Genomic DNA, 26325 nt, shown 5'->3' with positions numbered 1-26325 from the left:
CGCTTCGGCGGGGCTTTTTCTTTTAGACAAAGCCTTTTTCTCGCAAACATGATATAATAATTCTATAATTTTGTTGTTGAAAAGAGACGGTATGAAATTACTTTATACGGATATCCGCAGTCCTTTGACGGCGCATTTGGCTAAGCAAGCTCAGGACTTGGCAGCGGCCGGCAAGCGGGTCTTTTATATAGCGCCCAACTCCCTTTCTTTTGAAAAGGAGCGAGCAGTTTTGGAAGCATTAGAAAATCACGCTTCCTTTGCTATTACGGTGACCCGTTTTGCTCAGATGGCTCGCTATTTTGTCCTTAATGATGTTCAAGATGGACAGCCTTTGGACGACATTGGCCTAGGTATGCTATTTTATCGGATTTTATCGGAAATGGATGACCGAGAACTAAAGGTTTATGGGCGGATCAAGAAGGATGCACAATTTATCCAGCAACTGCTAGACCTTTATCATGAGCTTCAGACAGCCCAGATGACTTTTACGGATTTGAACTATCTAGAAGAGCCAGAGAAGCGTGAGGATTTACTCAAGATTTTCACGGCCTTTTCTGTTGCTCTTCAGGAGGGAAGTTATGATGCGACTTCTAAACTTANGATTTTCGCACAACATATTCTAGCTGGTGATTTGGATGGGGAATTGGCTAATCTCGCGCTGGTTATTGACGGCTTTACTCGCTTCTCAGCAGAGGAGGAATATCTAGTAGATTTGCTGCATCGCAAGGGAGTGGAGATTGTCATTGGCGTTTATGCTAGTCAAAAAGCCTACCGGACAGCCTTTCGTGAGGGCAATCTTTATCAGGCCAGCGTGGACTTTTTGCTCAAGCTAGCTCAAACTTATGAGGTCAAGCCAGTATATCTAGCGGGAGATTCGACTCAGTCGGATGATGCCTTTGGTAAGATTTCCAAGATTTTAGAGAGTCGCTATGACTTTTCTGAAACGCATGTGGAATTGACCGAAGATGACCGCTCTCACTTAGAGATTTGGTCGGTTCGCAATCAAAAAGAAGAACTAGAGTATGTGGCCAAGTCCATCCGTCAGCGGCTCCATGATGGCGCCCGCTACAAGGATATCCGGCTGCTTTTGGGTGATGTGGAGGCCTACCAGCTCCAGCTGAAGACCATTTTTGACCAGTATCAAATTCCATTTTATTTAGGGCGGTCTGAACCCATGTCCCAGCATCCTTTAGTCCAGTTTTTAGAGTCACTGGAACGGTTGAAACGCTATAATTTTCAGACAGAAGATTTACTCAATCTCCTAAAAACTGGCCTTTATGGTGGCTTGCGTCAGGAGGAGCTGGATAGTTTTGAACAGTACCTTCGCTTTGCGGAAATTAAAGGAGCAGCCAAGCTGGGGAGAGATTTCACTATTAACCGTCAGGAGAAATTTGACCTGAAGCGTCTTAATGCTATGCGTCGGAGCCTTATCAAGCCTCTGTTAGACTTTTTCAAATCTCGCAGTCAGACAGCGACTGGTCTCTTGGCTAAATTTACCAACTTTATCAAAGAAGTTCGCTTGGATGCCAATCTGATGGGGCTGCTGGAAGATGCAAGCCAGCAAGAAGTAGAGCGTCAGGAGGAAGTCTGGAAGACCTTTTGCCATGTTCTAGAGCAACTTGCTCAGGTGTTTGATGGTAGCAAGCTCAAGATCGATGATTTTCTGGCTCTGATTCTGTCTGGCATGCTTCTGGCTAAATACCGGGTTGTACCAGCGACAGTGGATGTGGTGACCGTTCAGTCCTATGATTTGATTGAGCCCATGGCTGCGCCTTATGTCTATGCCATCGGGCTGACGCAGGAGCGCTTGCCCAAGTTAGCGCAAAATAAAAGTCTTCTCAGTGACGAGGAACGGCAGAGATTAAATCAAGCGACTGGGGACGAGGCTGAGTTGCAGGTAGCCAGCAGTGAAAATCTCAAGAAAAACCGCTTTGCTGCCCTATCTTTGCTTAATTCAGCGACAGAAGATTTGGTTTTGTCTGCTCCTGTATTGACCAATGAAGTAGAAGATGCTATGTCTTCCTATCTGACAGAGCTGGAAATAGCGCCTATTTCCCTGCCCATCATCAGCAAGCGGCCACAGGCTAGTAGCGACGATATTGGGACTTATCGGGCTCTGTTGGCGCGCGTGATTGACCTCTATCAGGAGGATATTGACCGCGAATGGACGCCGGAGGAACAGACCTTTTGGGCAGTGGCCATCCGAGTCTTGCGTAAGAAATTGGCAGCTGAAGGGATTTCTATTCCCCAGATCAGCAAGGAGTTGAAAACGGAGCCTCTCAAGTCGGAGACCCTTCAAGCTCTGTATCCTTCAGAGCAGCCTTTGAGACTATCAGCTTCTGCCCTCAATGAATATTTTAAAAACCAGTATGCCTATTTCCTTAAATATGTCCTGCGGCTACAGGAGGAGTGGACCATTCAGCCGGATGCGCGCAGCCACGGGATTTTCCTCCACCGAATCTTTGAAAAGGTTATGCAGGAGCACTTGGAGCAGGATTTCGACACTTGCTTGCAGCGTGCTATGGAGGAGACTAGCTGGGAGGCTGAGTTTGAAACGGTCTATGGAGAAAATGGCGAGACCCAGTTTGCCCGCCGTTTGCTATTGGACACGGCTCGGGCTACTGGCCGTATCTTGGCTCAGTCGGATGGGCTGGAGGTCATTGGTGAGGAGACTGACTTTGGTCAGGATGATCGGACTTTCTTGCTATTGGACAATGGCAGAGCTCTTCAGGTGAGCGGCAAGGTGGACCGGATTGATCGTTTGACGGAGACGGGGAGTCTGGGAGTTGTGGATTACAAGTCGGGTGATACCAAATTCAGCTTTGAGAAGTTCTTTAATGGACTTAATTCCCAGCTGCCGACCTACCTAGCAGCTATCCGAGAAATGCCAGAATACCAGGAAGATAAGGGAATTTTCGGTGCCATGTACCTACAGATGACGGAGCCCCAAGCCAGCCTCAAGGAGACCAAGGCGCTGGACGAGGCAGTGAAACAGGTCATGAAAAGTCAGGTCTATAAAGGCCTCTTTCTGGCTGACCAAGCCAAGGACTTGGGCGCTAACTATGAGAAAAGCAAGGTTAATCTGCTGACTAAGGAAGAATTGGAAGTGATTCTAGCTTATAATGCTTTTCTCTATCAGCAAGCAGCAGAAGGCATTTTGGCTGGTCGTTTTGCCATCAATCCTTATACAGAAAATGGGCGTAGTATTGCCCCTTACGTGGACCAGTTTAAGGCCATTACAGGATTTGAAGCCAATCTCCATCTGGGGCAGGCTAGACAGCTGACCAAGTTAAATCTGGATCAATACGATAAACGACCGACAGGCGAAAAGCTGCGTCAAGCCTGGCTAGAAAAAATCAAGGAGGAGTTAGATAAATGAGACGGATTCCCTTTTTAAACGAGCAGGATATCCTAGTCAAGCAGGCTGAGGAAGTTGCCTCTGACAAGCTACAAAAGCGCACACCAGAGCAGATCCAGGCCATCTACTCCTCTGGTCAGAATATTCTCGTTTCGGCTTCGGCTGGCTCTGGTAAGACCTATGTTATGGTTCAGCGGATCATTGACCAGATTCTCAGAGGTGTGGAGGTCAGCCAACTCTTCATCTCAACCTTTACTGTCAAGGCGGCAGGTGAGCTCAAGGAGCGGTTGGAGAAGGAGCTGAGTCTGGTACTCAAGGAGACTTCAGATCAGGAACTCCGCCAGCATCTAGCTCAGCAGTTGGCTGAGATTGCCAATGCGGATATTGGCACCATGGACGCTTTTACCCAGAAAGTAGTTAATAAGTACAGCTATTTGCTGGGGCTGGCACCGCATTTTCGGATTTTACAGTCGGCCAGTGAGCAGCTCATTATGCAAAATGAAGTCTTTGACCAGCTTTTCGATACTTACTATGAGAGTGATCGACAGGAATTATTCAGTCGCTTGGTCAAAAATTTCACTGGTAAGCGCAAGGACATTTCTGGTTTCCGCCAGCAGATTTATAGTATTTATAGCTTTCTCCAGTCTACCAGCAATCCGCGAAAATGGTTGGAAGATACCTTTCTTCTAGGCTATGAAACCAGTGATTTTGGAGCAGAGCGGGAGCGAATCCTGTCTGGAGCTAGGCAGTCTTTGCTGGATTTGGAAGATTTTTTCCAGAGCCATTTGGCTCATGAAGGTCAGGTCTTTGCTGGGGCTAAATACCAGGAAAATATTCAGGCGGCCTTAGATATCTTGGCTGAGCTGACAGAGCAGACTGGATCTGAGCAGTTGCTAGACTTGATTCAGCGCTTTTTAGAATTAGCCAAGACCTCTAACCATCAGGCTTTTACTGCCCGAGTCGGTAAGAATGCGGACGAGCTTAAAAAAGAGTTGGCTCAGACCTATAATGAAGCCCGCAAGCCCTTGATAGAGCGAATTAAAGAGCTGGATGTCCGCCTCTATCATCTGAATTTTATGGAGCAGCATCAGGCTGAATCTCTTCCTCTACTGGATTTGTTACGCGATTTTGTCCGAGATTTCTCGCAAGCTTATTTGGAGCGTAAGGTAGCGGAAAATGCCTTTGAATTTGGCGATATCAGTCACTTTGCAATTGAGATTTTAGAAAATTATCCAGAGGTGCGGCGTTTTTATCAGGATAAGTACCATGAGGTCATGGTCGATGAGTATCAAGACACCAACCATACTCAGGAGCGAATGCTGGAATTGCTGGCTCGAGAAAATAATCGCTTTATGGTTGGCGACATTAAGCAGTCCATCTATCGATTCCGTCAGGCCGATCCGCAGATTTTTAATGATAAATTTAAACTCTATCAGGCCGATCCTAGTCAGGGCAAGCTGATTATCCTCAAGGAAAATTTCCGCAGTCACATCGAGGTGCTGGAAGCGACCAATGATGTCTTTAAACGACTCATGGACGAGGAAATCGGCGAGATTGACTACAATGAGACCCACTACTTGGTGGCAGGAAATCCAGCCAAACGGGAGCCTAATCCAGTCAATCAGGCGGAGTTCCTGATTTATGATGGTAGCGCCGATAGCGACGAAGAGGATTCTGACCAAGGCCTGCCCAGTATTTCAGCTGGTGAAGTCGCCTTGGTAATCAAGGAAATCATCCGTCTTCATAATCAGGAAGGGGTGGATTTCAAGGATATTACCTTGCTGACAGCTTCGAGGACCCGCAATGATCTGATTTTGGCAGAGTTTGACCGGCATCATATCCCGATTGTGCCTGATGATGGCGAGACCAATTACCTCCAGTCGGTAGAGGTTATGGTGATGCTGGATACCTTGCGGACCATTAACAATCCTCTCAATGACTATGCCCTGACCGCTCTCCTAAAGTCTCCAATGTTTGACTTTGATGAGGATGAATTGGCTCGGCTAGCCTTGCAAGCCTCCAGTACCAAGTCTATGGAAAATCTCTACGAAAAGCTGAGGAATGCTCTGGCTGATCAAGGTCTGGAACCTCAGCTCATCCATGATGAATTGCGTAAGAAACTGCAACATTTCCAGGAAACGCTGGATGACTGGCGAAGCTATTCCAAGACCCATTCTCTCTATGATTTAATCTGGAAGATTTATCAGGATCGTTTTTACTACGATATGGTGGGGGCTTTGCCCAACGGCGAACAGCGTCAGGCTAATCTCTATGCCCTGTCCTTGCGGGCCAACGACTATGAAAAGTCGAGTTTTAAAGGCCTGTCCCGCTTTATCAGCATGATTGACCGGATTTTGAAAAATGAGCACGATTTGGCCAGTGTACCTCTGGCTGCTCCAAAAAATGCGGTCCAGCTAATGACCATCCATAAGAGTAAGGGGCTGGAGTTTAAGTATGTCTTTCTACTCAATATGGACAAGGCCTTCAATCGTCAGGATAGCAGCTCTGCAATTATCCTCAGCCGACAAAAGGGTATTGGAATCAAATATGTGGCTGATGTGGACCTTGAGGCTCAGGATCCTCATGCGCCCAAGCAGATCCGCATTTCCATGGAGACCCTACCTTATCAGCAGAATGCCGAAGAACTCAAGCTGGCGAGCCTGTCTGAGCAGATGCGTCTGCTCTATGTGGCCATGACGCGGGCTGAAACCAAGCTCTATCTGGTCGGAAAGGGCAAGCAAGCTAAGCTCCAAGAGCGCAAGTGGGGGACTAGCCAAAATGGTCGCTTATCTAGCAGTCTCCGAAGTCTGCTGACCAATTTTCAGGATTGGCTCTATGCTATCCAGTCAGTGTTTGAAAAGGAAAATCTGGCTTATAAAACCTGCTTTGTAACTGATCAGGAGCTGACAGATGAGCAGATTGGAGTAGTGGAGCAGGCTGATCCTATTCCAGTAGATGATTTGACGGGCAACCGTCAGTCAGAAGATATCCGCCGAGCTCTGGATATCTTGGAGAATGTAGACCGGCTCAACAGCCTCTATCAAGCGGCTATTGAATTGCCTAGTGTCCGTACGCCTAGTCAAATCAAGAAGTTCTATGAGCCGGTTATGGACTCAGAAGGTCTGGACATTATGGATGCGCCTCGAAGTTATCAGCCCCAGCTGACTTTTGATTTGCCTGATTTTGGTAAGAAGAAGCAAATCACAGGATCTCAAATCGGTTCTGCTGTCCATGAGCTCATGCAGCGGATTCCGTTGGATCAGCCTGTTACTAAGACTAGCATTCGCCAAGCCTTGACTCAGGTTCAGGTAGATGCGGCAGTTAAGAAAGAGATTGATTTGGCTAAGATTGAAGCTTTTTTCGCTACAGAACTGGGTCAGCTAATCCAGCAGGAGGTCAATCATCTCCATAGGGAAGCACCTTTTGCCATGCTCAAGCAAGATCCGGCTAGCGGTCAAGACTTTGTCGTTCGGGGAATCTTAGACGGCTACTTGCTCTTTGATGATCGTATTGTCCTCTTTGACTATAAGACTGATCGCTATCATGAGCCGACAGAGTTGGTGGATCGCTACCGAGCTCAGCTGGATCTCTATGCTGAAGCACTCAGTCGTTCCTATGGTCTTAGCCAAGTAGACAAGTATTTGATTCTACTAGGAGGGACTGAATTACAGGTGGTCAAGGTGGACTAGTCTGCTTGGGGAATAATTAAAGTTCTAGCAAGAAAGGATATTACTAAGGGAAATGCTTGGCGGAAGACTAGGTACATGAATTAAGTACTAATCTTCCCTTGGCGTTTCCTTTTTTTGCTTCTTTTGGGTATAATAGAAGATATGAAAGTATTACTATATCTAGAAGGAAAGTCTGTTTTAGAAAAATCAGGCATCGGCCGCGCCTTGCAGCATCAAATGCATGCACTGGATCTGGCAGGAATTCCTTATACCACAGATGTTTTAGGAGATTATGATGTCGTGCACATCAATACTTACGGACCTCGTAGCTTGCTTCTTCTCCATGCAGCTAAGCGGAGAGGCAAAAAAGTGATCATGCACGGACATTCGACCAAAGAAGACTTTGAAAATTCTTTTATTGGATCCAATCTTTTTGCACCTTTTTTTGGCAAATATCTAGCGCACATGTATAAAATGGCGGACTTCATCATTACTCCGTCTGAGTATTCAAAAAAATTGATTCAATCCTACGGTGTGACGACGCCCATTATGGCTGTCTCAAACGGCATTGACCTGTCGAAATATAAGAAAGATGAACGTAAGGAAGAAGTCTTTAAAAAACATTTTCAGATTGCAGATGGACAGAAAGTCGTAGTCTGTGCAGGCCTTTATTTCAGACGAAAAGGAATCGAAGACTTTGTCGAAGTGGCTCGCAGAATGCCAGATGTCCGTTTTATCTGGCTGGGCTCTATCAATCTCTGGCTTATTCCGCGCAAGATTCGAAATCTTGTCCTTTATAATCATCCTGAAAACGTAGAATTTCCGGGTTATTTCAAAGGTGCAGTTTTCCAAGGAGCCATGTCAGGCAGCGATGCCTTCTTTTTCCCGTCTTATGAGGAGACTGAAGGGATTGTGGTCTTAGAAGCGCTGGCCAGCGGCCAACACGTAGTTCTGCGTGATATTCCTGTTTATAATGGATGGATTGATGAAGATTCGGCGGAGCTTTGTCATAATGTAGATGAGTTTGTCGAATCGCTTCGTAAGGTTCTTGACGGAAAAGTAGATAAACGTGAAGCAGGCTATCGTGTTGCGGAGAGTCGCTCCATTGATGACGTCGCACTTCAGTTAGTCAAGGCTTACCAAACAGTTTTGGAGATGTGATATGCGGATTGGTCTTTTTACAGATACCTATTTTCCTCAGGTTTCCGGGGTTGCGACAAGTATCCGCACCCTCAAGACTGAGCTAGAGAAATTAGGTCATAAAGTCTTTATTTTTACTACGACGGACAAGGATGTCAATCGTTATGAAGATTGGCAGATTATCCGTATTCCCAGTGTGCCTTTTTTCGCATTTAAAGATCGACGCGTGGCTTATCGTGGCTTTTCTAATGCTTTAGAAATTGCTCGCCAGTATCAGCTGGACATTATCCATACCCAGACAGAGTTTTCGCTGGGTCTTTTGGGAATTTGGATTGCCAAGGAACTACGGATTCCAGTGGTTCACACCTACCATACCCAATATGAGGATTATGTGCACTATCTTGCCAAGGGCATGGTAATTCGGCCGAGTATGGTCAAGTACATCGTGCGTGGTTTTATGAGCGATTTGGATGGTGTCATTTGTCCTTCTGATATTGTCTACGATCTTTTGGTTGGTTATAAAATCAAGGCGGAAAAACGGGTCATTCCAACAGGAATCGACTTAGCCAAATTTGACCGCCCAGAACTCTCACGGGAAGACATTAAGAAACTGCGCTTTAAGCTGGGAATAGCAGAAGATGAAGTCATGTTGCTCAGTCTATCCAGAATTTCCTACGAGAAAAATATCCAGGCGATTGTTGAAGCACTGCCAATGGTTTTGGAAGAAAATGCCAAGGTGAAGTTGGTCATTGTCGGAGATGGACCATATGCTGAGGACTTAAAAGCCTTGGTAGCCCAGCTTCATATTGAGGATTCAGTCATTTTTACAGGGATGATTGCGCCGAGTGATACGGCCCTCTACTATAAGGCGGCAGATTTCTTTATTTCGGCCTCAACCAGTGAGACGCAGGGGCTGACTTATCTGGAAAGTCTAGCCAGCGGTACCCCCATCATCGCCCATGGCAATCCTTATCTGGACAATGTAATTAGCGATAAAGCCTTTGGTACGCTTTATTATGAGAGCCGGGATTTGGCAGGAGCTATTTTGGAGGCCATTTTGGCAACACCAGATATGGACGAGAAAAAGCTAGCCGATAAATTATACGAGATTTCCGCCGAGAATTTTGGTCGTCGAATCTATGAATTCTATTTGGATTTGACCATTAGTAAGGATTTTCATAATGATCTCAATCCAGAAGAAACGATGGCCAAACGCTTGGCCAAGACCATTGTCTATTTACCAGGAAAAATCATGTCACTGCCGGTCAACAGCTCAACTAGAATGATAAAAGCATCTAAGAAGCAGATAAAGAATATTCGGAAATATTGGGAATAAACTTTCTCATAAGGCCTAATGAACAGAGGTGCTCTTATGAAAGTCTATAAAAAAGAAATTTTCTTTTTGCTCCCCCTTTTCTTTTTCTATTTTGTCTTTTATATACTGTTACGGTATTTGCCCATGGATTCCATCTTAAGTAAGGGGCTAGTAGTTGGAAATGTTCTCATATACTCTCCTCTGGCAACCTTGTTGGTGTCCCTGCTCTATGCAGCTTTATATGGATTTTCTTTGCGCTTTTCTTTCTTGGTTGCTCTCTTATTTTTCTTGACTATTATCACCTTTGGGGAGTGGATTCCTCTTTATCATGCCGCCTATTTCCTATGCTCACTAGCTGGAAATGGCTTGGGGCATGTGATTTATCGATTTACTAGGAAAAATAGCAGAGCTGAAAACCAATAAAAGTTCTTGCAAATTTTTTCAATCGTGCTATAATAATTTTTAGAGACATATCACCTGCAGGAAATCTTTTAGAGAGCGCGTGGAGCTGGAAATCGCGCAGAGGATGCAGTTGGGACTACTCTACTGACTTTTATGAAAACATAAAACGGTGGCTACGTTAGAGCCAATCAGAGGTGTAGGTCTTTTTGACTTGCATAAATGAAGGTGGAACCACGTTGCGACGTCCTTTCGAGGATGTCGTTTTTTGTATGGAGAATAGTTACGACAAAGTTAAAATGAAATTTAGCTAAGAGCTGAATGAGGTGATAGATTTGAAGAAATATTTATCTTGGATGATGACTTGTACCTTCCTATTAGTCTATGTTTGGCTAATGAAAACTCTTAGCCTATGGGGAACGGAAAATATTGTCGTCTTTTCATTTTTTCTACTCATTCCTCTCTTGCCATTTCTTGCCCCCTTTCTTGGTATCTTAATGTTTTTCAACAACAAGAAACTCATTATAACAGGATATCTTTTAAGTTTGACAGCTGCTATCTATTTGGTCAATGCAATCAAAAGTTATCCGATAAGAATATACATGAGAGGTGAGATGACTCAGGAGGAATATCTGTCTCTTATTCTTTCCTTGGTAGGCTATTTATTTATTTATTTCTACGCTTTTCTTTATTTTTAGAATGAAAAAGCTAAAATGAAATTGATTGTTATCATTCTTTGTTGATAGCTGGTTTCCCAGTTCTTCAAAACTCAGTTATAAAAATATGATAAAATTTTAAGGAGAAAACCATGATTAAGATTACTTTCCCAGATGGCGCTGTTCGTGAATTCGAATCTGGCGTGACTACTTTTGAAATTGCTCAATCTATCAGCAATTCCCTAGCTAAAAAAGCTCTCGCTGGTAAATTCAACGGCAAACTCATCGACACGACTCGTGCTATCACTGAAGATGGAAGCATCGAAATCGTGACACCTGATCACGAAGATGCCCTTCCGATTTTGCGCCACTCAGCGGCTCACTTGTTCGCTCAAGCAGCTCGTCGCCTCTTCCCAGACATTCACCTGGGTGTTGGTCCAGCGATTGAAGATGGTTTCTACTACGATACGGATAATCAAGCTGGTCAAATTTCTAACGAAGACCTTCCTCGTATCGAAGAAGAAATGAAGAAGATCGTCAAAGAAAACTTCCCATCTATTCGCGAGGAAGTCACTAAAGACGAGGCGCGTGAAATCTTTAAGAACGACCCGTACAAGTTGGAATTGATCGAAGAACACTCAGAAGACGAGGGTGGTTTGACTATCTACCGTCAAGGCGAATATGTAGACCTCTGCCGTGGCCCTCACGTGCCTTCAACAGGTCGCATCCAAATCTTCCACCTTCTCCATGTAGCTGGTGCTTACTGGCGCGGAAATAGTGACAACGCGATGATGCAACGTATCTACGGTACAGCTTGGTTTGACAAGAAAGACTTGAAAAACTATCTTCAAATGCGTGAAGAAGCCAAAGAACGTGACCACCGTAAACTTGGTAAAGAGCTTGACCTCTTCATGATTTCACAAGAAGTCGGACAAGGACTTCCATTCTGGCTGCCAAACGGTGCGACTATCCGTCGTGAATTGGAACGCTACATTGTCGACAAAGAGTTGGCTTCTGGCTACCAACACGTTTACACTCCACCACTGGCTTCTGTAGAGCTTTACAAGACTTCTGGTCACTGGGACCATTACCAAGAAGACATGTTTCCAACTATGGACATGGGGGACGGGGAAGAATTTGTTCTTCGTCCAATGAACTGTCCACACCACATCCAAGTCTACAAACACCATGTTCACTCATACCGTGAATTGCCAATCCGTATCGCTGAAATCGGCATGATGCACCGTTACGAAAAATCTGGTGCCCTCACTGGTCTTCAACGTGTGCGTGAAATGTCACTCAACGACGGTCACCTCTTTGTAACTCCAGAACAAATCCAAGAAGAATTCCAACGTGCCCTTCAGTTGATTATCGATGTTTATGAAGACTTCAACTTGACTGAATACCGATTCCGCCTCTCTCTTCGTGACCCTCAAGATACTCACAAGTACTTTGACAATGATGAAATGTGGGAAAATGCCCAAACTATGCTTCGTGCAGCTCTTGATGAAATGGGTGTTGACTACTTTGAAGCCGAAGGTGAAGCAGCCTTCTACGGACCAAAATTGGATATCCAGATTAAGACCGCCCTTGGAAAAGAAGAAACACTTTCTACTATCCAGCTCGACTTCTTGCTTCCAGAACGCTTCGACCTCAAATACATCGGTGCTGATGGTGAAGAACACCGTCCAGTTATGATCCACCGTGGGGTTATCTCAACCATGGAGCGCTTCACAGCTATCTTGATTGAGAACTACAAGGGTGCCTTCCCAACATGGCTTGCACCACATCAAGTGACCCTCATCCCAGTATCTAACGAAAAACACGTGGACTATGCATGGGAAGTGGCTAAGAAACTCCGTGACCGTGGTGTCCGTGCTGATGTCGATGAACGCAACGAAAAAATGCAGTTCAAGATCCGTGCTTCTCAAACCAGCAAGATTCCTTACCAATTGATTGTTGGGGACAAGGAAATGGAAGACGGAACTGTCAATGTTCGTCGCTACGGTCAAAAAGAAACACAAACTGTCTCAGTCGATGATTTTGTTCAAGCTATCCTTACTGATATTGCCAACAAATCACGTGTGGCTAAAGAAGATTAAAATAAGAAAGGCAAATTCGATTGAGGAAGCTCCTCAATTGAATTTGCCTTTTCATTTTTTACAATTTTGTTAAACGTAATCCTCTCTCATCTCAGTGTTTTGTCTAATCCCATGAAAAATGATATAATAGAATAAAAGGACAGGGGAGAGAGATGTTAAAGAGAGATTTACTGAGAAATATTATTATTGTGACGGTATTTATTGCCATTCTGGTGGGATTACGCTTGTTTGTCTATACACCTTATCGTATCACCAAGCAAGATGCCAATTCTTTCTTAGCGGAAAATGATTTGGTCTTGGCGGATAAGACAGCCAAGCTTGCTCGTGGGGAATTTGCTCTCTATGAGGTTGATGGAAAAGAGTATGTCGGCCGTGTCATTGCTATGGAAAATGACAAGGTGACCTATATGGATAACTTGCTGTATCTGAACGATCAGGTGCAATCAGAGCAATATATCGAAAAGATGCGAGAGAAATATCTGGCTTCGGCTGCCAGCACAGGCTATTATACCCACGATTTTTCTATTGTTGACTTAAAAGGAGCGACTTCTGATACCATCCCTAAAAATTCTTTTTTAATCTTAAATGATCGACGAGAAAACACGAAAGATAGCCGTGAGTTTGGGCTGATTAAAAAGGAGCAGATTAAGGGAAGTGTAGAATTTCGCGTGTCTCCCTTAAATAAATTTGGTTTTATTGAAACGAAGTAGCAAAAAAACTAGGCTGGAAATTCCAACCTAGTTTTCTTTTTGAGATGTTTTAAGACTTTCTTTGGTTTTCTTAAGCTCTTTTTTCAGCGAGAAGTTTTTAGACATGCTGATGAGAAAGGTTGTAATAGAGCCTAGGAGGACAGAGACCAAAATCAAAATGATTAAGGGAAGTTTAAAGCTGAAAAGGATAAAGCTAACATTGACGCTCTGCATATTTGCTAAGGAAATGCTGGCAACCAATAGGATGGTAATCAATAGCAGGATATAGTGCAATTTTTCTTTCATAACGATCTCCTAATTATTCAAATTCAGCCTTGCTCTTGATATCGCCATATTCTTCTTGAGTTTCTTGGGCTAGGATATCCTCATAGGCTGCCAGTTCAATGGCAGAGCCATACTTGTTTTTCAGAGCAGTGGTCACCAGACGGTAGGCCAGATTTGCATTGCGGGACAAGATAGGGCCATGGAAGTAGGAGCCGAAGACATTTTTATAATGTACGCCTTCGTTGCCGTCCTCTTGGTTGTTGCCATTTCCATAGACGACCTTGCCCAGAGGTTTCTCATCGTCAGAGAGGAAGGTTCGTCCTTGGTGGTTTTCAAAACCATAGTAGGTCTCGTTAAATTCTTCGTTATGAATCTTGATGTCACCAATATAGCGATTCTTGACTTGGTTGAGAGTGTAGTGTCCCATGATGCCCAGTCCTTCGATTCGACGGCCAGACGCTTCGATATAGTATTGGCCTAGAAGTTGGAAACCGCCGCAGATAGCGAGCACAACGCCGTTGTCATTGATGAAATTTTCCAAAGCTTCCTTTTTAGCTGGCAAGTCACGAGCCACGATCGTTTGCTCATAGTCTTGACCTCCGCCAAAGAAGACGATGTCGTAGCTATCCTTGTCAAAGTCATCCTCTAGGGAGACAATATCAACCTCAACCCTAGCGCCTAGCTTTTCAGCTACATACTTGAGCATGAGGACATTGCCATTGTCGCCATAGGTGTTCATAAGGTCGCCGTAGAGATGAGCAATTTTTAAGTCATAGTGATAATCCTGGTTTTCAGGAGAAACGAGGGATATATAAACCATTAGTTCATCTCCTTTCTGATTACTTGTCGTTCTGCTAACAACTCGCGGAATTCCAGCATGGCGGTATAAGTAGCTAGGATATAGGCGTGTTTGGTTTCTTGCTCTTCAATCAACTTAAAGACTGCTTCCAAATCTTTGACTTCGGTAATCTGATCTGCTGGATAGCCCGTCACGCGCAGTCGACGTGCAATCTCTGAGTGGCGCACACCGCCTGCAATGACCTGAGGAATATTCATTTCTAGAATTTTCTCAAAATCTGCATCCCAGATCCAGCTAGTATCGATGCCGTCTGCATAGTTGGCATTAAGCAGGACAGATAGGCTAAAATCAAAAGGTGCCAGCTCAATCATTTCCAAGGCTTGGGTGGCTCCGACCGGATTTTTAATCAAGACCAAGGTACATTCCTTATCGCCGATTTTGAAAGTTTCCTGACGTCCAAAGACAGCCCGGCTCTTGTCAAAGCCAGCCTTGATGGTAGCCGGCTCAACTCCGAAGAACTGAGCAACTGACACAGCGGCCAAGGCATTGTAGATATTGTAGAGACCACCGATATTGATCTGATAGTCTTGACCATCAATAGTAAAGGCAGAGCGATTGTGCTCAAGTGCTTTGAGAGCGGTCAGGCTGTAATCTAGCTTAGGGCGCTTGAAGCCACAGTCCTCACAGATGTAAGCTCCGAGATTGGCATAAGTATTGAGCTCGTACTTGAGGATATGCTCGCACTTAGGACAGAGGATACCCTCTGTATTATAGTGCGCCAGCTTAGCCTGGCTTTTCTCCGTGTCAAAACCATAGTAGCGGACAGGATTTTTCAGGCTGACCGAGTTAAAGAGAGGGCTGTCACCATTCATCAGCACAGTTGCTTCAGGTACTTTAGCCGCAGCATCTAAAATCATCTGGTAAGTTGTGTAGATCTCACCATAGCGGTCCATCTGGTCACGGAAAATGTTGGTAAAGACGAAGAGGCTAGGCTTGATATAATCACAAATCCGAGACAGGCTGGCTTCATCAATTTCCAGCACAGCGATATGTTTGCCAGATTTGCTTTTCTTAGCAGTCAGGAAGGTTGTCGTAATCCCCGTAATCATATTGGCGCCGCTGGGATTGGTTACCACTTCGCCAAAAGCTTCCTTGAGAATGCCTACTGTCAAAGCTGTAGTCAGAGTTTTTCCGTTGGTTCCAGTAATAACCACAACTTCGTAGTTTTTGGCCAAGTTTTGCAGAATGTTTTTGTCAAATGTGAGGGCAACTTTCCCTGGTAGAGTCGAGCCGCGTCCCATTTTGCTGAGAACAAAGTGGGAGGACTTGCCTGCCAAGAGGCCCAATGCTGTATTTATCTTCATAAGAAATATTTTATCATAAAAAAGTAAAGAAGGTTACAGAAAAATATTCTTAAAAGTGATATAATGGTTGAGAACTGTTTGTTTTTGACTGGGAGGGCCACTATGCAATGAACTTTCAACAATTAACCAATCTCCAATACTGGGCTAATGTATTCAGTAATCCTTGGAATATTTTAATCAACATTATTGATATTGCTTTAGTCACCTGGATTTTATATCATTTTACTAAAGCAATTGCCGGGACCAAAATTATGATTCTGGTTCGAGGAGTGCTCTTCTTTATCTTGGCACAGTTTTTAGCGAATATCATTGGTTTGACGACCATTTCATGGTTGATCAATCAGGTTATTACCTACGGGGTCATTGCGGCGGTGGTGATTTTCTCGCCTGAGATTCGGACTGGTCTCGAAAAGTTGGGTAGAGCGACTGAGATTTTTTCAGCCACGCCAGTCAGCAGCGAGGAGAAATTGATTCAAGCCTTTGTTAAGGCAGTAGCTTACATGAGTCCGCGTAAAATCGGTGCCTTGGTGGCTATTCAAGGCGCTCGAACGTTGCAGGAATATATTGCAACGGGAATCCCACTGGATGCGGATATATCTGGGGAACTGTTGATCAATATTTTCATTCCTAATACGCCGCTGCATGATGGGGCAGTTATTATCAAAGATAATAAGATCGCTGCCTCTTGTGCCTATTTGCCGCTTACCGAAAGCACAGGTATTTCCAAGGAATTTGGGACTCGTCACCGGGCTGCGATTGGCCTTTCAGAAGTTTCAGATGCCTTTACTTTTGTCGTGTCTGAGGAGACAGGCGGTATCTCTACGACACATAATGGAGTCTTCAAGCATGACTTGAGTTTGAGCGAGTTCGAATCACAACTGCGGGAAGTTCTCTTATCAGACAAGCATGAGAAAATGAGCCTAAAGAATCGTATCCTAGGAGGATGGAAGAATGAAACAAAGTAAAAAAATTCTCTATATTATCTCCTCCTTATTTTTTGCTTTGGTTTTGTTTATTTATGCGACGTCTAGTAGTTTTCAAAATAGTATCAGCATTCGCCAAGTGACCTCGGAAACTTACAGCAATACGATTTCTAATGTCCCGATTGATATCAAGTATGATAGTGAACGGTACTTCATTAGCGGCTTTACTTCCGAGGCTAGTGTTGTTTTAACGGGTTCTAATAGAGTGGCTTTAAGTAGCGAAATGCAAGAGAGTACACGGAAGTTCCATGTGGTAGCGGATTTATCCAATGCATCAGAAGGAACAGTCGAAGTGCAGCTGAAAGTCGAAAATCTACCTAGCGGCCTGTCTGCTACGGTCAATCCGCAAAAAATTTCAGTCAAGATAGGTAAAAAAGCAAGCAAGAAAGTACCAGTGAAGTATCTCATCACAGGCAGTCAAGTTGCAGAAGATATCTCTATCACAAATGTGAGCTTGGAGCACGAAGAGGTGACAGTGACAAGCGATGAAGAAACTTTGGAAAAAGTTAATCATGTCGCAGCAGTCTTACCAAGCAACGTCACTATTTCAGGAAATTATAGTGGGGCAGCTTCCTTGCAGGCCATGGATGCCAATGGGAATGTTTTGCCAAGCGTTGTGACACCGTTTGAAACAACGATGAAAGTTACGACCAAAACCACACATTCGAATTCGTCAAGCTCCAAATCGAGCTCAAGTTCGAATTCATCTAGTAAATAAATGCAAGATTTGAAAGGAAAATTTGAAAAATGGGTAAATATTTTGGAACCGATGGTGTTCGTGGAGAAGCTAATGTGGAGTTAACGCCGGAATTGGCCTTTAAACTGGGTCGTTTTGGCGGATATGTTCTGAGCCAACACGAAAGTGAAGTTCCTCGAGTATTTGTTGGCCGTGATACACGTATTTCGGGAGAAATGCTGGAAAGTGCCTTGATTGCAGGTCTGCTTTCTGTGGGGATTCACGTCTACAAACTTGGTGTGATTGCTACTCCAGGTGTTGCTTACTTGGTTAAATCCGAAAAAGCTAGCGCGGGTGTCATGATTTCAGCTAGCCACAATCCTGCTCTCGATAACGGCATCAAATTCTTTGGTGGCGATGGTTATAAACTGGATGATGAGCGCGAACTTGAAATCGAAGCTTTGCTGGACGCAGTAGAAGATACCCTTCCACGTCCAAGTGCAGAGGGCTTAGGAAAAGTCGTGGACTATCCAGAAGGTCTGCGTAAGTACCAACAATATATCGTGTCAACTGGTTTAGATCTTGAAGGAATGCATGTTGCCCTTGATACGGCAAATGGCGCTGCTTCAACTAGTGCCCGTCAAATTTTTGCTGATTTGGGTGCCCAGCTGACTGTTATCGGAGAAAATCCAGATGGCCTCAACATTAACTTAAATGTAGGCTCTACTCATCCAGAAGGCTTACAAGAAACAGTCCGTGAATCAGGAGCAGCGATTGGACTTGCCTTTGATGGTGATAGTGACCGTTTGATTGCCGTTGATGAAAATGGCGATATTGTAGATGGTGATAAGATTATGTACATCATCGGCAAGTATCTTTCTGAAAAAGGCCAATTGGCTCAAAATACAATTGTGACTACCGTTATGTCCAACCTTGGTTTCCATAAAGCCTTGGAGCGCGAAGGCATCAATAAAGTAGTGACTGCCGTTGGTGACCGCTATGTGGTAGAAGAAATGCGCAAGAACGGTTATAATCTAGGTGGCGAGCAATCTGGACATGTTATTATCATGGATTATAATACCACTGGTGATGGTCAATTGTCAGCGGTGCAATTAACCAAAGTGATGAAAGAAACTGGCAAGAGCTTGTCTGAACTTGCGGCAGAAGTGACCATTTACCCACAAAAATTGGTCAATATCCGTGTCGAAAATGCTATGAAGGATAAGGCAATGGAAGTACCAGCCATCAGAGACATTATTGAAAAAATGGAAACTGAAATGGCAGGAAACGGCCGTATCCTTGTCCGCCCAAGTGGGACAGAACCGCTTCTGCGTGTCATGGCTGAAGCGCCAACTCACGAAGAAGTGGACTATTATGTGGACACAATTGCGGATGTCGTCCGTGCTGAAATTGGTATCGAATAAAAGTCAAAAGATTGGAGAAGTCTCCTATTTGGAGTAAGTTCTTCAATCTTTTAAAATTATTTTCATAAATATCCTTTAGGATTCTTTGGCTAATGGAGTAAAACCTCTCTTTTTCTTTTTCATCTCGTAAATATTTGAAAAAGTATGCCAATCGTGTTAAAATATAGGGAGTAATCTAGGAATTGAGGTAATAAAGTGGCTTTTGGAGATAACGGACAACGTAAAAAAACTGGATTTGAAAAATTGACAATGCTGGTCGTGGTAATCATGTTACTTGTAACGATTGGTGCAATTTTTGCACAAGCTATCGGCGTAATCTTCTAATCCTAAACGCTGCAAGGCGTTTTTTTAGAGTAAAAAAGAAGCGAGAATTTATATGAGTATGTTTTTAGATACAGCCAAGATTCAGGTCAAGGCTGGCAAAGGCGGCGATGGCATGGTGGCTTTTCGCCGAGAAAAATATGTACCCAATGGCGGACCTTGGGGAGGCGATGGCGGTCGTGGCGGCGATGTGATTTTTGTCGTTGACGAAGGACTGCGTACCTTGATGGATTTCCGTTATAATCGTCATTTCAAGGCTCAATCAGGCGAAAAAGGAATGACCAAGGGAATGCATGGTCGAGGAGCGGAGGATTTGATTGTCCGTGTACCGCAGGGGACGACCGTGCGTGATGCTGAAACCGGCAAGGTCATTACGGATTTGATCGAGCATGGTCAACGTTTCGTCGTAGCGCATGGTGGTCGTGGTGGTCGTGGCAATATTCGCTTTGCTACACCTAAAAATCCAGCTCCGGAAATTTCTGAAAATGGGGAGCCTGGTCAGGAAAGAGAATTACTGCTGGAGCTAAAAGTGCTGGCCGATGTTGGTTTGGTTGGTTTTCCTTCGGTTGGGAAATCAACCCTACTAAGTGTGATTACATCAGCTAAGCCGAAAATCGGAGCCTATCACTTTACTACGATTGTTCCTAATCTGGGCATGGTTCGGACTCAGTCTGGAGAATCCTTTGCTGTAGCCGATCTGCCAGGTTTGATCGAAGGAGCCAGTCAGGGAGTGGGCCTAGGTACCCAGTTTCTTCGTCATATCGAGCGGACACGGGTCATTTTGCACGTTATTGATATGTCTGCCAGTGAGGGTCGCGATCCTTATGAAGATTACCTTGCGATCAATAAAGAGCTAGAATCCTATAATTTGCGCTTGATGGAACGGCCACAGATCATTGTAGCCAACAAGATGGATATGCCTGATAGCGCAGAAAACTTGGAAGAATTCAAGAAAAAACTGGCTGCCAATTATGACGAATTTGAAGAGTTGCCACAGATTTTCCCTATTTCTAGTCTGACCAAGCAGGGGCTTGCTACGCTCTTGGATGCGACAGCTGAGTTGCTGGATAAGACAGCTGAGTTTCTACTTTATGAAGAATCCGATATGGAAGACGAGGCTTATTATGGCTTTGATGAAGAAGCACCAGCCTTCGAAATCTCCCGTGATGATGATGCTACATGGGTACTTTCAGGTGATAAACTAGAAAAACTCTTTACAATGACCAATTTTGACCGTGATGAGTCCATCATGAAATTCTCCCGTCAGTTGCGTGGTATGGGCGTTGACGAGGCGCTTCGTGCGCGTGGTGCCAAGGACGGAGATTTGGTGCGTATCGGCAGTTTTGAGTTTGAATTTGTTGACTAAGGAGATATGTAATGGGTGATAAACCAATATCTTTTCGAGACGAAAATGGCAACTTTGTCTCAGCAGCAGATGTTTGGAATGCAAAAAAGCTGGAAGAACTCTTTAATCGGCTGAATCCAAATCGCAAACTTCGTCTTGAGCGAGAAAAATTGAAAGAAAATCAATAATTGAAACCAATCCTTTGAGATGAAGGAATGAGTGACAGTAGTCATGCTGCCTCATTCCAGATTTCGAAGGATTTTCTATTGGAAAAAACCAAAAAAGCCAAATCCGATTTCTCGGAAATGGCTTTGTATCAACATTCTTTTTAATGTCAATACAGTTCTTATTTGAGACCGTATTTTACAAAGGTATACTCTGTAATATTTAAATCCTTATTAAATCAACGTTTCTAAAGGGAAAGTAGCTGTAAAATATTATGTACATGCCGTATTGTTAAACTAAGACGGTACCAAAAAGGTACCAAAAATTAAGGTTTCGGAGCTTATAAAATAATGAAAGTTGTCTCAATCAGTTGAGCTTTTTTTATTACCATTTTGTAGCAAAGTGACATAGTCGCTTTTTGTGTGGAATAGGTGAGATAAAAAAACAGTGTTTCGTTTTTGGTCGATGAAGTAGAGTAAAACATACTGACCGATAATTTTTCCTCGTGTAGGGTACTTACTGTTAATCTTTACACCAATTTTTTCATCGGCGTTAAAACCAGCCTCAGGAAAGACTTCTAAACTTTTTAAGCCATCTAAAATTTTACCCACAGTATTTTTAGCAGACTGAGGTGATAAAAGAACAGTAGTGATGTAATCATGAATACTGTCAATGGCTTGGCTCACTTCATCAGAAACAATTACTTTATAAGCCATAGCGTGCCCTCATACTGTCTAGGGAAATCCCTTTGCCTGCTTCATATTCTCTTAAGGCTCGTTCGGATTGAGCTTGTAATTCCTCAATCAACTGTTCACGGTGTAAATCTTCTGCAGTCCTGATCGGCAAGTCCTGTTCGAGGACAATCTGCTCTATAAAAAGAGTGATAGCATCCGTCATGGTCATTCCTTTTTCCTTGATAATGGCTCTAGCTTGCTCCATTGTTACTTCATTTATTTTAAAATTGTATTGCTTAGCAAGTGATGTAGTCATGGTATATCTCCAATCTATATCTTATATAGCTAGTATATATCTTTTATACTTTTTAGGCAAGAAAAACTCTTGAATATAATCCAAGAGTAAAACGAATAGGACCGATGGTAGTCTGGGGTCTTTACAGCTCTAAGCTGAAGGCAGTCCCACACCCGTACCAGAAGACGATACCTTTGAACGAACTGTTACCAGTCGCCCTACGTTATCCTATCCTTACTTACAGTTTAGAATAAATAAGAGCAGAATGTCAAGAAAAAATATATAGAATAAATTAAATCTTTGTCAGAACCATCTGTCTTGTTCCTTTGTTTGCTTTTCTTGTTTTTGGATAAATTGATTGACTGTATCTTTCAAATATTTTTGTAGTTCAAGAATCTGACTCAACTCATTTAGACTAACCTGGTCATCTTCGTTTACCTTTTTTGCAATCTGATTGACATTGACTCCAATCCGATTGATAGCCTGACGCAATTCCTTTAATTCTTCAAAATTCAAAATTTTGACTTCGCCCATAATTAACATGATGCGGGCAAAGGAATTAAAATTTGTCATTCCAGACTCTGCAACTTTGTCTGAAATGAAACGAGCCTCTTCGTCCGTTAGTCTGATAAGTTTTTGAACTGGCCTTTTCCGTTTTTCTCCATTTTCCAAAATTATTCACCTCCGTTCTGGCATTTTTCGCTTGAGGCCCTCAGGGCCCTTTTCTTCTGGCAAGATTAGCACTTGGATATCCAAATGCTGTTTTTAAAAAGGTCAGAGATGGTCAGCTCCTAAAACCGACCATCCTTGACTTTTTAAATTTTTGGGGAAATCCCCAATCCCCTAATCCCTGCAGTCAGGAATTTTTAGATCACGAGGGAAAAGTTTTAATGAGAATTTCTTATCGTCCACCATAGAAAGCAAGTTGCTTTTCTAGTTTGGGTCGTTCCTTATGTAACAAATTTTTCAAAAGTTGCAGATAATCAATTTCAGAAGTTTGATGGTTTTCCAAAATTTTTTTGTACTTAGTTCGTGTATTTCTATGCAATTTTTTCCAAATATTTTTATCACGTGTATATGCCACTAGATAGATTTGAGTTTCAACTGGTAGCTCGTCAAATGTGAAAGGCTTAAAAACAATTGAATTTATAATCTCGAATATTTCTTCAACTGAACGACTGCGTAACTGAAACTCTAATCGCCACCAATGAGTAAATTTTCTTGCGAACTCCTTATCATTTTCAGAGCCATTTTCTAATTGCTCAACTTTTTTGTTATAGAGTCTGATTTGCTTTTCTGACCTAGAGGAGCCTAGATACTTTGTTTCCAGTTTTCCATTCTGGTCTCTCCACTCTTTGGTTGCAGTAGGGCGACCTTTCTTTTCAAAAACAAATTCACTGCAATCAACTTCAAATAGATCAAAAGCCAAATCGGCACGAGAGATTGAAATATCTTCAAGATTTGGTATAATAGAGTTCAAGATATTATTATCAACTGGACGGAGTTTATTGGGATTAAACTCTATCCTGAAAGGGCGAGAGTTAAAGGCTTGTCCTTTTAATTTGTCGTAGTCTAGGAGGAGTCTAACGTGGCCCCCATCCCGGGTATAGGCTTTGAACATATCTGTCATAGCAGTTTGAACGATAATAGCAGTATGAGTTTCTATCAGTGTTTTTATCGTATAGAGCTTGTTATGCGTAATATAGGCAGTTAAAGTGATATTGTCTAAGCTGACTTCAAAGTCCAAATCAAGCTCCTTTCTTTTTGAGGTCGCCTATCGGCGCCTCTTTTTTGTCTGCGCAAAGACCTCCGTAAAATGACATTCTTGGGGGAGCAACCCCAAGCCGACTTCGTCGGACCATTTTCATTTTGCTACGGTCAAACTTGCCAAAAAACGGGTGTAGTAAATGCACATCAGATGTGCACATAGCGGGCTGTTAGAGGGCGCCCTGTTATAAATTTTCTGAAGCACCCTAAAATGGGGTCATGTTTTTCTGTTTTCATAATATTTTCATAGTTATTTTCACAATTATTTTTCAGTAAAAAATGATGAAATAGACAAAAAATTTTTATCAAATAAATTGCTATTTTATTCTCATCTCTCATATTGTTGTAGCCAGGCAGTAACCTTACGTTTATCATATAAGGTCACTCCATCAATCACCATGTGAGGCATGCCCTCACGTTGCCATTTGACAATAGTAGTGGTGGATACATCAAGCCAACGGCACAAGCCTGACATACGAATCATAGGTTTATAGAGTTCTCTATCTTCAAGGGCTTTTTCTATAGCCTTTTGAACCATGTTATCGTAGCGAGCGAGCAACTTCTTTTCAGTTGCTTTGGGTAAGTGGATAGTAAAATCTTCTGCCATATTCTGACCTCTTTCTTTATTGTATAAGCTCCGAAATTAAACAAATTTGTTTAATAATTGAATTTTATTAAACTTTTTTGTTTTTGTCAACTAAAAATATACATATTTGTTTAAAAATGATAAAATAATAGTCTGAAAGGAGTTTTTATGGCTAATATTAATAATGTTTTTGGAAAACCACCTACTAGAATAAAAGAAATGATCAAAAAATCTGGAAAAAAGTTAAAGGAGATTAGTCAAGAGTCTGGTGTTCCTTATGGTGCTCTTAGTTCTTATAATCAAGGTACTAGAAAGCCAAAAGAAGAAAATGCAAAAAAACTTGCCGACTACTTCGGAGTCTCCATCCCTTTTTTACTAGGCATAGAACAATCTCCAAATAAGACTGTTAATAGCTGGGAGAATTTAACTGATGATGCAAAGACAGCATATTTATACATGCTAAATATGGCACAGTCTGTTAATGGAATAGAGTTATTAAGTCAAGAAGAGATTCAGAAACTACAGTCTATCCATGAGAAAAGAAGAAAGATTTTAAAGCAATTAAGTGACTTACAAAATCAACTATTCGAACTTGAAAATCAAGAAGAATCATTACGAAATAGTCTTAATCACGATATTCAAGAATTATTTAATAGAATAGCCAATGAGGAGGGAGAAATAGAATTAACTATCAATGATTTATAAAACGATTTAAACAAATGGTTTAATCAGTAATTTCTTTATTTTATAAGCTCCGAAACCTTAAAAAATAAAGGAGAAATTAGAATGTCTATTATTAAATATAAGGCTAAAAAGTCTAAATCAGGGTATCTTTATAAGGTCAGAATCTACAGGGTGATTGATGGCAAGCGTCAGGATTTCTTTAAAAGCGGCTTTAAGAGTCTTAGAGAGGCTAGACAGTATGAAGCTATGATTTACCACAAAAAAGCATCAGGCGAGTTTTCAGAGCTTATGAGAGCCTCAGAGAGACGTTTTGATGAAGTTTTTGAGGAATGGTTCAAAACTTATCAAGATACAGTAGAAAGGACGACAAGCGTCCGTACAGATGACCAGTTCAGGATCCATATTTTACCAGTTCTTGGTCAGTTTAAAATTTCCAAGATTACACCTTGGCAGTGCCAGGAATTCATTACAGAAAAAGGGAAGACTTTTAAAAATATTAAACAGGTCAAGTCATACACTAGCCAAGTATTTGATTTTGCAATAAAGATGAAATTAATTGCTGATAATCCCATGAAGCAAGTAGTGCTTCCTAAAAGGGAAAAGAAGAAGTCAGATAACTTCTTTAGCGTTGAGGAATTGCATGAGTTTTTAGCCATTATTAAGGCAGAAGAGCCTTATAAAAATTATGCCTTATTTCGTTTGTTGGCCTATAGTGGCTTAAGGAAAGGGGAGCTGTATTCCTTAAGGTGGTCTGATCTTGATTTTGATAAGCAGTTACTTTCTATCAACAAAAATTTAGGTAGGATTAAAGGAAAACCAGTGGAGAAAGGAACGAAAAATAAATTTTCTGTACGACAAATCCCTTTAGATACCGAGACAGTCTCCATCTTGAAAGAGTGGAAGCAGCAAAGCAGAAAAGAAAAAGGGCAACTGTCAGTTACCCCATTGATTGATAGCGAGTATATGTTTACCTTTGTTGATCGAGACGGAAAGATAGAACCTTTATACCAGGACTATATCAATAGTGTTCTTAAGCGTATTATTAGGAAACATGACTTGAAGAAGATAACTCCTCATGGCTTCAGACATACTCATGCAACCTTGATGATTGAAGTAGGGGTTGACCCTGTCAATGCGGCCAAAAGGTTAGGGCATGCAAGTAGTCAGATGACCTTGGATACTTATAGCCATTCTACAGTAGCAGGAGAGAAGAAAGCTATCACAAAATTTGTAGATTATCTGGATAGTGCAAAAGGTTAGTTTTCCAAGACGGTACCAAAAACGGTACTAAAAACAAAAAAAGCCAATTCCAATTTCTTGGAAAAGGCTTTGTATCAACATTCTTTTTAATGTCAATACGCTTCTTATTTGAGACCGTATTTTTTGTTGAAACGATCCACACGTCCATCTGCTTGAGTGAACTTTTGACGTCCAGTGTAGAATGGGTGTGAGTCTGATGAAATTTCGACACGGATCAATGGGTAAGTTTCACCTTCGAATTCAACAGTTTCGTTTGAACGTTTAGTTGAACCGCTAAGGAACTTGTAGCCAGTAGTAGTGTCCATAAATACAACTTGACGGTATTCTGGATGAATGTCTTTTCTCATTTTAAAAAATCCTTTCTGCCATG

The 26325-nt window shown here is 42.5% G+C and carries 24 protein-coding genes and 1 pseudogene; 16 read left to right on the top strand and 9 right to left on the bottom strand.

Going from position 1 to position 26325, the window contains the following annotated elements:
- Positions 1 to 91 precede the first annotated feature (91 nt).
- From rexB to lepB, 8 genes and pseudogenes are all read left to right on the top strand, one after another.
- Positions 92 to 3379, top strand: coding sequence for an ATP-dependent nuclease subunit B (gene rexB, locus D8797_RS03875; RefSeq protein WP_125379335.1), 3288 nt, complete (start codon positions 92 to 94; stop codon positions 3377 to 3379).
- On the top strand, positions 3376 to 7047 hold the full coding sequence (addA, locus tag D8797_RS03870; protein WP_125379334.1) for a helicase-exonuclease AddAB subunit AddA: 3672 nt from the start codon (positions 3376 to 3378) through the stop codon (positions 7045 to 7047). Before rexB ends, addA begins: the two co-directional genes overlap by 4 nt.
- Before the next feature lie 141 nt (positions 7048 to 7188).
- Positions 7189 to 8187 (top strand): LTA glycolipid anchor biosynthesis glycosyltransferase, IagA/BgsA family, encoded by a 999-nt coding sequence (locus D8797_RS03865; protein WP_125379333.1) that lies wholly within the window; start codon positions 7189 to 7191, stop codon positions 8185 to 8187.
- 1 nt (position 8188) lies between these two features.
- Complete coding sequence (locus D8797_RS03860) at positions 8189 to 9502, top strand: glycosyltransferase family 4 protein (RefSeq protein ID WP_125379332.1); 1314 nt, start codon at positions 8189 to 8191, stop codon at positions 9500 to 9502.
- Positions 9503 to 9538: 36 nt separating this feature from the next.
- Positions 9539 to 9904 carry a hypothetical protein gene (locus D8797_RS10355; RefSeq protein ID WP_125379331.1) on the top strand — a complete coding sequence of 122 codons (366 nt, stop codon included), beginning with the start codon at positions 9539 to 9541 and terminating at the stop codon, positions 9902 to 9904.
- Between the two features lie 332 nt (positions 9905 to 10236).
- Positions 10237 to 10597 (top strand): annotated as a pseudogene (locus tag D8797_RS10525) (hypothetical protein).
- A gap of 91 nt (positions 10598 to 10688) precedes the next feature.
- Complete coding sequence (gene thrS, locus D8797_RS03845; RefSeq protein WP_125379330.1) at positions 10689 to 12638, top strand: threonine--tRNA ligase; 1950 nt, start codon at positions 10689 to 10691, stop codon at positions 12636 to 12638.
- Between the two features lie 152 nt (positions 12639 to 12790).
- On the top strand, positions 12791 to 13348 hold the full coding sequence (gene lepB, locus D8797_RS03840; RefSeq protein ID WP_125379329.1) for a signal peptidase I: 558 nt from the start codon (positions 12791 to 12793) through the stop codon (positions 13346 to 13348).
- Positions 13349 to 13375: 27 nt separating this feature from the next.
- On the opposite strand, the gene D8797_RS03835 is transcribed toward lepB, so the two are convergent.
- From D8797_RS03835 to murT, 3 genes are read right to left on the bottom strand one after another with little or no spacing between them, the layout of a single operon-like run.
- Positions 13376 to 13633: a LapA family protein gene (locus tag D8797_RS03835; RefSeq protein ID WP_045499381.1), complete on the bottom strand. Its 258-nt coding sequence runs from the start codon at positions 13631 to 13633 to the stop codon at positions 13376 to 13378.
- Positions 13634 to 13646: 13 nt separating this feature from the next.
- Positions 13647 to 14432 (bottom strand): lipid II isoglutaminyl synthase subunit GatD, encoded by a 786-nt coding sequence (gene gatD, locus D8797_RS03830; protein WP_125379328.1) that lies wholly within the window; start codon positions 14430 to 14432, stop codon positions 13647 to 13649.
- Entirely contained in the window at positions 14432 to 15775 is a 1344-nt protein-coding gene (gene murT / locus D8797_RS03825) for a lipid II isoglutaminyl synthase subunit MurT (RefSeq protein WP_125379327.1), read from the bottom strand. The genes gatD and murT overlap by 1 nt, the downstream gene beginning before the upstream one ends.
- A 107-nt stretch (positions 15776 to 15882) precedes the next feature.
- Here murT and cdaA point away from each other — a divergent pair, with 107 nt between their 5' ends.
- The 6 genes from cdaA to D8797_RS03795 all read left to right on the top strand — a co-directional run bounded on the left by cdaA (position 15883) and on the right by D8797_RS03795 (position 20712).
- Positions 15883 to 16740, top strand: coding sequence for a diadenylate cyclase CdaA (cdaA, locus tag D8797_RS03820; protein ID WP_125370609.1), 858 nt, complete (start codon positions 15883 to 15885; stop codon positions 16738 to 16740).
- Positions 16727 to 17476 (top strand): CdaR family protein, encoded by a 750-nt coding sequence (locus D8797_RS03815; protein ID WP_048763687.1) that lies wholly within the window; start codon positions 16727 to 16729, stop codon positions 17474 to 17476. The genes cdaA and D8797_RS03815 overlap by 14 nt, the downstream gene beginning before the upstream one ends.
- 29 nt (positions 17477 to 17505) lie before the next feature.
- The gene (gene glmM, locus D8797_RS03810) at positions 17506 to 18858 is read left to right on the top strand and encodes a phosphoglucosamine mutase (protein WP_125379326.1); all 1353 of its coding nucleotides are present in this window, start codon (positions 17506 to 17508) and stop codon (positions 18856 to 18858) included.
- Between the two features lie 195 nt (positions 18859 to 19053).
- Complete coding sequence (locus D8797_RS03805; RefSeq protein WP_065426516.1) at positions 19054 to 19182, top strand: DUF4044 domain-containing protein; 129 nt, start codon at positions 19054 to 19056, stop codon at positions 19180 to 19182.
- A 52-nt stretch (positions 19183 to 19234) separates the two neighbouring features.
- Positions 19235 to 20545 carry a GTPase ObgE gene (gene obgE / locus D8797_RS03800; protein WP_125379325.1) on the top strand — a complete coding sequence of 437 codons (1311 nt, stop codon included), beginning with the start codon at positions 19235 to 19237 and terminating at the stop codon, positions 20543 to 20545.
- 11 nt (positions 20546 to 20556) lie between these two features.
- Positions 20557 to 20712, top strand: a complete 156-nt coding sequence (locus tag D8797_RS03795; protein ID WP_045499399.1) for a hypothetical protein — start codon at positions 20557 to 20559, stop codon at positions 20710 to 20712.
- A 339-nt stretch (positions 20713 to 21051) separates the two neighbouring features.
- Here D8797_RS03795 and D8797_RS03790 read toward each other — a convergent pair whose 3' ends face one another.
- The 5 genes from D8797_RS03790 to D8797_RS03765 all read right to left on the bottom strand — a co-directional run bounded on the left by D8797_RS03790 (position 21052) and on the right by D8797_RS03765 (position 24032).
- Positions 21052 to 21405 carry a type II toxin-antitoxin system RelE/ParE family toxin gene (locus tag D8797_RS03790; protein ID WP_015605380.1) on the bottom strand — a complete coding sequence of 118 codons (354 nt, stop codon included), beginning with the start codon at positions 21403 to 21405 and terminating at the stop codon, positions 21052 to 21054.
- Complete coding sequence (gene relB / locus D8797_RS03785) at positions 21395 to 21679, bottom strand: type II toxin-antitoxin system RelB/ParD family antitoxin (protein WP_015605379.1); 285 nt, start codon at positions 21677 to 21679, stop codon at positions 21395 to 21397. The genes D8797_RS03790 and relB overlap by 11 nt, the downstream gene beginning before the upstream one ends.
- Positions 21680 to 21961: 282 nt before the next feature.
- Entirely contained in the window at positions 21962 to 22330 is a 369-nt protein-coding gene (locus tag D8797_RS03780; RefSeq protein WP_125379324.1) for a plasmid mobilization protein, read from the bottom strand.
- 229 nt (positions 22331 to 22559) lie between these two features.
- The gene (locus tag D8797_RS03775) at positions 22560 to 23405 is read right to left on the bottom strand and encodes a replication initiation protein (protein WP_111694572.1); all 846 of its coding nucleotides are present in this window, start codon (positions 23403 to 23405) and stop codon (positions 22560 to 22562) included.
- A 348-nt stretch (positions 23406 to 23753) separates the two neighbouring features.
- Entirely contained in the window at positions 23754 to 24032 is a 279-nt protein-coding gene (locus D8797_RS03765) for a hypothetical protein (protein WP_015605376.1), read from the bottom strand.
- Between the two features lie 147 nt (positions 24033 to 24179).
- Here D8797_RS03765 and D8797_RS03760 point away from each other — a divergent pair, with 147 nt between their 5' ends.
- Both D8797_RS03760 and D8797_RS03755 read left to right on the top strand, forming a co-directional pair.
- A complete protein-coding gene (locus D8797_RS03760) occupies positions 24180 to 24716 on the top strand; it encodes a helix-turn-helix domain-containing protein (protein ID WP_015605375.1) in 537 nt (178 codons plus the stop codon).
- Between the two features lie 81 nt (positions 24717 to 24797).
- Positions 24798 to 25955, top strand: a complete 1158-nt coding sequence (locus D8797_RS03755; RefSeq protein ID WP_125379322.1) for a tyrosine-type recombinase/integrase — start codon at positions 24798 to 24800, stop codon at positions 25953 to 25955.
- A 104-nt stretch (positions 25956 to 26059) separates the two neighbouring features.
- Here the strand turns inward: D8797_RS03755 and D8797_RS03750 are convergent, their stop codons facing one another.
- Positions 26060 to 26302 (bottom strand): type B 50S ribosomal protein L31, encoded by a 243-nt coding sequence (locus D8797_RS03750; RefSeq protein WP_048763695.1) that lies wholly within the window; start codon positions 26300 to 26302, stop codon positions 26060 to 26062.
- Positions 26303 to 26325: the final 23 nt, after the last annotated feature.

The organism is Streptococcus cristatus (assembly GCF_003944225.1).
In the GTDB taxonomy this organism is placed as follows: domain Bacteria; phylum Bacillota; class Bacilli; order Lactobacillales; family Streptococcaceae; genus Streptococcus; species Streptococcus cristatus_K.
The sequence above is the reverse complement of the archived record's forward strand: the minus strand, read 5'-3'. Positions and strand labels throughout refer to the sequence as shown.